Annotated in this window: 6 protein-coding genes; 3 read left to right on the top strand and 3 right to left on the bottom strand. The window is 73.8% G+C overall.

The annotated features are described in order from the left end of the window. The 3 genes from ACFQ3T_RS32760 to ACFQ3T_RS32750 form a co-directional block, all read right to left on the bottom strand. The coding region (locus ACFQ3T_RS32760; RefSeq protein WP_380729371.1) for a transglutaminase family protein at window positions 1–2,097 on the bottom strand (2,097 nt) is incomplete at its 3' end. Next, window positions 2,098–3,363 carry a DUF58 domain-containing protein gene (locus ACFQ3T_RS32755; protein WP_380729369.1) on the bottom strand — a complete coding sequence of 422 codons (1,266 nt, stop codon included), beginning with the start codon at window positions 3,361–3,363 and terminating at the stop codon, window positions 2,098–2,100. It lies immediately after the preceding gene. A gap of 1 nt (window position 3,364) precedes the next feature. Further along, window positions 3,365–4,489, bottom strand: coding sequence for an AAA family ATPase (locus ACFQ3T_RS32750; RefSeq protein WP_380729366.1), 1,125 nt, complete (start codon window positions 4,487–4,489; stop codon window positions 3,365–3,367). Between the two features lie 459 nt (window positions 4,490–4,948). Between ACFQ3T_RS32750 and mraZ the strand changes: the two genes are divergently transcribed. The 3 genes from mraZ to ACFQ3T_RS32735 all read left to right on the top strand — a co-directional run. Then, on the top strand, window positions 4,949–5,380 hold the full coding sequence (gene mraZ / locus ACFQ3T_RS32745) for a division/cell wall cluster transcriptional repressor MraZ (RefSeq protein ID WP_053715381.1): 432 nt from the start codon (window positions 4,949–4,951) through the stop codon (window positions 5,378–5,380). Between the two features lie 158 nt (window positions 5,381–5,538). Then, the gene (rsmH, locus tag ACFQ3T_RS32740) at window positions 5,539–6,486 is read left to right on the top strand and encodes a 16S rRNA (cytosine(1402)-N(4))-methyltransferase RsmH (protein ID WP_380729363.1); all 948 of its coding nucleotides are present in this window, start codon (window positions 5,539–5,541) and stop codon (window positions 6,484–6,486) included. Next, the coding region (locus ACFQ3T_RS32735; RefSeq protein WP_380729362.1) for a hypothetical protein at window positions 6,483–7,027 on the top strand (545 nt) is incomplete at its 3' end. The genes rsmH and ACFQ3T_RS32735, both read left to right, overlap by 4 nt.

The following is a 7,027-nucleotide window of genomic DNA, read 5'->3' as shown; positions in this document are numbered from 1 at the left end:
CGGCTCCAGCCCGGCCACCGCCCGCAGCCGCTCCCGCCGCCGCCAGGCCCGCACGGCCGCCGGCGCGGCCGCCACCAGCATCAACACCAGTGCGACCGCCGCGATCCACGACAGCAACGCCACCAACAACGCCGCTACGACCACCCAGGCCACCACCGCGGCCACCGACGCCGCCTGCCGCAACCACACCGGCCGGGCCACCCGCGCCCCGCCGAACAACACCAGCAACGTCAACAGCACCGCGATCGCGAACGACACGCCCAACGTCACCAGGTGCCAGGTGGGCGTCGGCTCCTCGGTCGACGTCGTCCCGTCCTGCCCGAGCGCGTCCGGCGCGGCCGAAGCGGACGCCGACGTGCCCGGCGCCACCGTGGTGGTCGTGGTGGTCGTCGTGCCCGAACTGGAGGAGTCCTCCTCGTCGTCGGCGTTGAGGCCGGCGATGTACGGCGGGTTCACGCCGCGCCCGTCGGACAGCGGCGTCGGGTCGAACGTCATCCAGCCGTAGCCCGCGAAGTAGATCTCCACCCACGCGTGCGCGTCCTGCGAGGTGATCGTCTGGAAGTCACCGGTGGGGAACCCGGCGGTGAAGCCGAGGGCCACCCGCGCGGGCATGCCGACCGACCGCGCCATGATCGCCATCGCGGACGCGTACTGCTCGCAGAACCCCTTCTTGCCGTTCAGCACGAAGTCTTCCAACGCGTCCGCCGTCGTCACCTTGGACTCGGTCTGCGTCGTGTACGTGAAGCCCTGCGTGCCGTCGGTGAAGTACCGGTACAGCGCGGTCGCCCGGTCGAACTGGTTGCCCTGACCCGCGACGATCCGCCGCGCCAGGTCGGCGACCGGCCCGTCGACGCCGGGCGCCTCCAGGTACGCCGGGTCGACGTCGGGCGCGCCGCCCGCCCGCCGCAGCGTGTCGGCCGACGGGCTCTCCAGCACCGTCTCCAGCGTGTACTCGTCGGACTTGCGCGCCCGGACGCTGTAGATCATGCCGCGACCGGGGTCGTACCGCCACGCGTCGTCGATGTCCTGGACGTTGCGCGGACGGCCGTAGACGGGCAGCCAGTTGTCCACCCAGTTCACCGGCTCGATGCGGACCTCGTGCGGCTCGCCGTCGCCGGGGTCGCCGGGCTGCGCCGGCAGCGTGCCCTTCGCCTCCACGCCCTCCGGCATGTTGCCGCCGAGCTGCCAGCCCTTGTCCGGCACGTACTCGCGCAGGGTCATCGCGCGCAGGTACGCCGAGCTCGGCAGGCCGCGCACCCGGAACAGCTCCCGGCTCGCGCCCTGGTTCAGCATGCCGCGCAGCTCGGTCATCGGGTCGATGCCCAGGCCGCCGGAACCGCCGCCGATCTCCTCGCCGGTGCCGGGCAGCCGCCCCACCGTGCCGACGAGGGTCAGGCTCGCGCCGGCCAGCAGCGCGACCACCACGGCCAGCCCGGCCACCGCCGTCGCCGCCGGACCGGACCCGCTCTGCCCGCCACCGGCCAACCGGCCGCGCCACGCCTCGTGCCGGTGCTGCCCGTCCACGGCCAGGAGCATCGCGAACGCCCCCGCGCCGAACACGAACGTCCACAGCGGCAGCATCTCGTCGGCCAGCGACGCGGGCACCGCGAACACGCACAGCAGCACCAGCCCCGACGCGGCGGGCGCCGACGCGCCGACCGCCAGGGTGTCCACCAGGATCGCGACCAGGCCGATGGCGACCATCACCAGGCACCGCATGGCCGGGCTGTCCGCCACGGGCGGCACACCGGTCTGCACCTCGGTCATCGCGTCGCCGAGCACCGCCACCAGGTCCTGCAACGACTGCGGACCCGGCAGCACGATCAGCACACCGCTGCGGGTGAAGATCGTCACCAGCAGGCACAGCAGCGCCACCGCCTGGCCGAGCCCGACGATCGGCGCGGCCAGCCGGGCGGCGCGCAGCAGCACGCCCGTGCCGCCGACCACCGCGACCGCCACGGCCAGGTACACCAGCCACAGCCCGCCGTCGATCACGCTGGACAGCGCCGTCGCCGCGCACAGCGTCGCCAGCCCGGCGACCGCGGGCGTCACGCCCACCACCCAGTCGCCGTTGCGCGGGGCCGTTCTGCCGGTCACCTAACCCACCTCCGTGCGCACCACGGGCCCGCGGTTGCCCGCGCTGTGGCACAGCTCCTGCCAGACCTGGCCCATCGGCGTCGACGGCCGCGCCACGACCACGCCCCACCCCGCGCCACCCAGCAACCGCTGGGCGTCGGCCGGGTCCGGCGCCGGGTCCTCCGACGCGGACGCCCACGCCCGGACGTCCATCACCACCGCCATGCTCCGCATCCCCCGAGGCCGGTTCCGCACCAGCGAGTCGATCACCGACGGCGTGCTGCCGCCGAGGATCGCGATGACCTCCTGGCCCGCGCCGGGGTCGAGCCCCGCGGCGGGCTCACGCCGGTGCGACGGCGCCAGCGCGGCCAGCGCGTCCAGCACCACCGCGTCGCTGTACCCGCTGTCACCCGCGCCGCCCGCCAGCACCCGCCCGTCGTCGCCGACCAGGCGCACCTGGTGGCCGTACCGGTGCAGGTGCAGGCAGATCGAGGCGGCCAGCGACACCGCCCACTCCAAGCTCGCGCCGGGACCGCTGCCGCGGTGCGCGACCAGCCGGTGGTCCAGCAGCACCGTCGTCCCGCCGCGCCACGGCCGCTCCTCGACGCGCACCATCAGCTCGTCGCGCCGCGCGGTCGAGCGCCAGTGCACCTTCCGCAGGTCGTCGCCGTGCCGGTACGGGCGCACCACCGCGTCGTCCTCGCCCTGGCCGGCGCGCAGCCGGATCGAGCCGTCGTCGCCGGAGCCCATGCCGGACCCGCTCGGCAGCCCGGTCAGCTGCACCACGCGCGGCACCACGACCAGCCGGCTGCGCCCCGCCATCTCCCGGTCGAACTCGGCCAGGCCGAACGGGTCGGTGATCCGGGCCATCAGCGGGCCGACCTGCTGGACGCCGCGCATCACCGGCTTCAACGGGTACCGCAGCACGGTCACCGTGTTGCGCGGCAGCCGCTCCACCACGAACCGCGGGCGCGCGCCCAGCGCGTACGGCACCGCGTCCTCCAGCAGCAGCCCGCCGGTCGGCAGCCGCCCGGCGCTGCGCAGCTCCACCCGCACGTCCGCCGCCGAGCCCACCTGGACCCGGCTCGGGTGCAGCAGCCGGGTCGCGTGCAGGCCGACCCTGGCCCGCTGCGCCAGGTACGCGGCCAGCACCGGCAGGGCGACCACGAACGCCGCCACCCGCAGCAGGTCGCGCTCGTTCAGCACGATCGCGCACAGACCGGCCGCGAAGCCGGCCGCCAGCAGGCACCGGCCGCGCGTGGTCAGCCCGGACAGCGCTCCGCGCATGTCAGCGGTGGTTGTTCGGGTTGACGTTGTGCAGGAACTGCCCGGTCGGGTCCAGCGCCGCCTGCGGCACCGGCACCCGCTGCAGCAGGTTGCGCACCAGGTCCGCCGACGAGCGGCGGGCGGCCTGCGCCTCGGCGGTCAGCACCAGGCGGTGCGCCAGCACCGGCACGGCCACCGCGTGGATGTCGTCCGGCACCACGAAGTCGCGGCCCGCCAGCGCGGCCTGCGCCCGGACCGCGCGCACCAGCTGCAACGTCGAGCGCGGCGACGCGCCCAGCCGCAGCTCGGGCAGCCGCCGCGTCGCGCCGACCAGCTCCACCGCGTACCGGCGGATCTCCGTCGACAGGTGCACCCGCCGCACCACGTTGACCAGCCGGAGCACCTGCTCGGCGTCCGACACCGGGCGCAGGTCGGCCATCGGGTCGTGGCCCGCGTGCTCGTCCACCATCGCCAGCTCGGCCGCCGGGTCCGGGTACCCGATGGAGACCCGCGAGGTGAACCGGTCGCGCTGGGCCTCGGGCAGGGCGTAGGTGCCCTCCATCTCGATCGGGTTCTGCGTGGCGATCACCATGAACGGCGCGCCGAGCGGGTACGTCTGCCCGTCGACCGTGACCTGGTGCTCCTCCATGCACTCCAGCAGCGCCGACTGGGTCTTCGGCGAGGCGCGGTTGATCTCGTCGCCCACCACGATGTTCGCGAACACCGGGCCGGGGCGGAACTCGAAGTCGTTGTCCTGCCGGTTGTAGATCGAGACGCCGGTGATGTCGCTGGGCAGGAGGTCCGGCGTGAACTGGATGCGGCTGACCGTGCAGTCGATAGACCGCGCCAGCGCCTTGGCGAGCGACGTCTTGCCGACGCCGGGCACGTCCTCGACCAGCAGGTGGCCCTCGGCGAGGAGGGTGACCAGCGCGACCCGGACCACGTCCGGCTTGCCGACGATGACCTTCTCGACGTTGGCGGCGATCCGGCCGACCACGGCGTGCAGCTCGGCGAGCCCTTCCTCCGGCCTGCCCTGCGGCTGGGGAGCGGCGTTCACGTGCGGGGCGTTGTTCACGTGGTTCACCGCGGGCGCGCCGCCCCCGTAGGAGTGTTCTGGCAGCGCGGCTGGCTGGGTACTCGGAGTCACTCGACCTCCTGGAGCAGGGCGCGGCCCTACCGCGACCGGTTCGCGATGGCGGTGAGCGTTTCACGCAGTGTGTCAAACCAGGGCGAAGCGCCCTACACCGATTGAACAGTTTCGTGCGCACGGTTTCCACGGCCCGCCGACCCGGCCGGTTCACCCCACCCCACCACCATTCCCCACCGGGGTCGCCGGCGAACCGGTTTTGCCCGATTTCGTTGCGCCATCCGAGTGGACTTCAGGCCTGATCAGCTCACCCGCGGAGGTGGTCGCGGCCGTCGTCCCCCACCGCCCTCCACGCCTGGGCGTCCGCCCTCTACCTGCGTAAACGCTCTGAGACGGGTCGGGCAACCACCCGTTTCAGCGTTGACTGTGGTGAAAAGTGGGGTACTGTGGCGGCCGGTGGGGCAGACGGGGGCTCCACTGCCGGTCGGATGTCCGTTCCGGCATCGGGAGGTGGGCGCCGTGTTCCTGGGCACGCACTACCCGAGGCTGGACGACAAGGGCCGACTCACGCTGCCTGCGAAGTTCCGGGACGCGCTAGCGGGGGGTCTCATGGTCACCAAGGGCCAGGACCACTGCCTCTACGTGTTCCCGCGGGCCGAGTTCGAGCAGATGGCGCGCAAGGTCGCGGACGCTCCGTTCACCAACGAGGCCGTCCGCGCCTACCAGCGCTACCTGTTCGCCGGGACCGACGAGCAGCGGCCGGACGGCCAGGGCCGGGTGTCCATCGCACCGGAACTGCGCCGCTACGCGGGGTTGACCAAGGAGTGCGTGGTCATCGGCGCGATCAACCGGCTGGAGATCTGGGACGCGCAGGCGTGGCAGCGCTACCTCGAAGAGCACGAGGACAGCTACGCGACCGCCCGCGAGGAGGTGCTGCCCGGAGTCTTCTGATCGGCCGTTGTTTCGAGGTATCGGGTGCCGTGAGGCCTCGGTCCGCTCGGCTTTCGGCCCTGGCGCACCTTCCCCGGCGCCAGGTCCGACGGGCGGGCGGGGACCTGACGACACCCGAATTTCTTGTTGTGCGAGGGGGGACCATCCAGGGAGCGGACATGGTGGAGCAGGCGCGGCACGTGCCGGTGCTGCTCGATCGCGTCCTCGAACTGCTGGCCCCCGCGTTGGCCGATCGGGACGCCGTGTTCGTCGACTGCACGCTCGGGTTGGGCGGGCACTCCGAGGCGGTGCTGCGCGCCCACCCGCGGGTGCGGCTGATCGGGCTGGACCGCGACCCGCAGGCGATCGCGCTGTCCCGCGAGCGGCTGGCGCCGTTCGCCGACCGCGTCGAGTTCGTGCGGACCACCTACGACGGCATCGCCTCGGCGGTCGGCGGCGCGAAGGTCGACGGCATCCTGATGGACCTCGGCGTCTCCTCGCTGCAGCTGGACGCGGAGGAGCGCGGGTTCGCGTACTCCAAGGACGCGCCGCTGGACATGCGGATGAGCGCGGGCACCGGGATGACGGCGGCCGACGTGCTGAACACGTACTCGGTCGACGACCTGACCCGCATCCTGCGCGACTACGGCGAGGAGCGGTTCGCCCGCAAGATCGCCGGCGCCGTGGCGCGGGAGCGCGAGCGCGAGCCGTTCACCACGAGCGGGCGGCTGGTCGAGCTGCTCTACGACGTGGTGCCCGCGGCGACGCGGCGCACCGGCGGCCACCCGGCGAAGCGCACGTTCCAGGCGTTGCGGATCGAGGTCAACGAGGAGCTGGAGTCGCTGCGGCTCGCGCTGCCCGCCGCGCTGTCGGTGCTGGCCGTCGGCGGGCGGATCGTCGTGGAGTCCTACCAGTCCCTGGAGGACCGCATGGTCAAGCGGGCGTTCACCGCGCTGGCCACGTCCACGTCACCGCAGGACCTGCCGGTCGAGCTGCCCGGCCACGGACCCCAGCTGAAGCTGGTGACCAGGGGCGCGGAGCAGGCCAACGAGCAGGAGATCGAGGAGAACCCGAGGGCCGCCTCGGTGCGACTGAGGGCGGCGGAACGCATCCGGGAGGCGACATGACCGCACCGGCACGGACGGGCGGCGGCGTGCCGCCGGTCCCGACCAAGTCCGCGAGGCCCCGCGAGCGCGCGCTGAAGGCCGTGCCGGCGGAACGTCGCCGGTCGCCCGCCGCCGAGCGGGCCTACGCGCGGCGCGCGCAGCGCACGTCGTCGCGCGGCCCGGCGGTGACCCGTCAACCCGTGGTGGCGCCCAAGGCGCCGTTCGTGGTGATGGTCATGGTCGTGCTCGGCGTGGGCATCGCGGCGATCATGTGGCTGTCCACCCAGGCGGCCGCGGACTCGTACCGGCTGCAGGACGCCCGCGCCGAGGAGACCAGGCTCGCCCGGCAGGTCGAGCAGCTGCGGCAGGACGTCGCGCTGGCCGAGTCGCCGCTGAAGCTGGCGGAGGCCGCGGCGAAGCTCGGGCTGATCCCGGCCGGCGACCCGGCCCGGCTGCGGCAGCTGCCGGACGGGACGATCGAGGTGTACGGCAAGCCGTCCGCGGTCCAGCCGCCCCCGCCGCCGACCACGCCCGCGGACCAGCAGCCGCCGCCGGAGGCGCC

The organism is Saccharothrix hoggarensis, from assembly GCF_042678885.1.
GTDB lineage: Bacteria > Actinomycetota > Actinomycetes > Mycobacteriales > Pseudonocardiaceae > Actinosynnema > Actinosynnema hoggarensis.
Note: the sequence above shows the minus strand (reverse complement) of the source record. Positions and strands in the feature narration are given on the sequence as shown.

What these genes read in the sequence shown, in the direction of transcription:
- ACFQ3T_RS32755 (WP_380729369.1), bottom strand. Translation starts at nt 3,363, where the DNA reads ATGCGCGGAGCGCTGTCCGGGCTGACCACGCGCGGCCGGTGCCTGCTG.
- rsmH (WP_380729363.1), top strand. Translation starts at nt 5,539, where the DNA reads ATGGTGGAGCAGGCGCGGCACGTGCCGGTGCTGCTCGATCGCGTCCTC.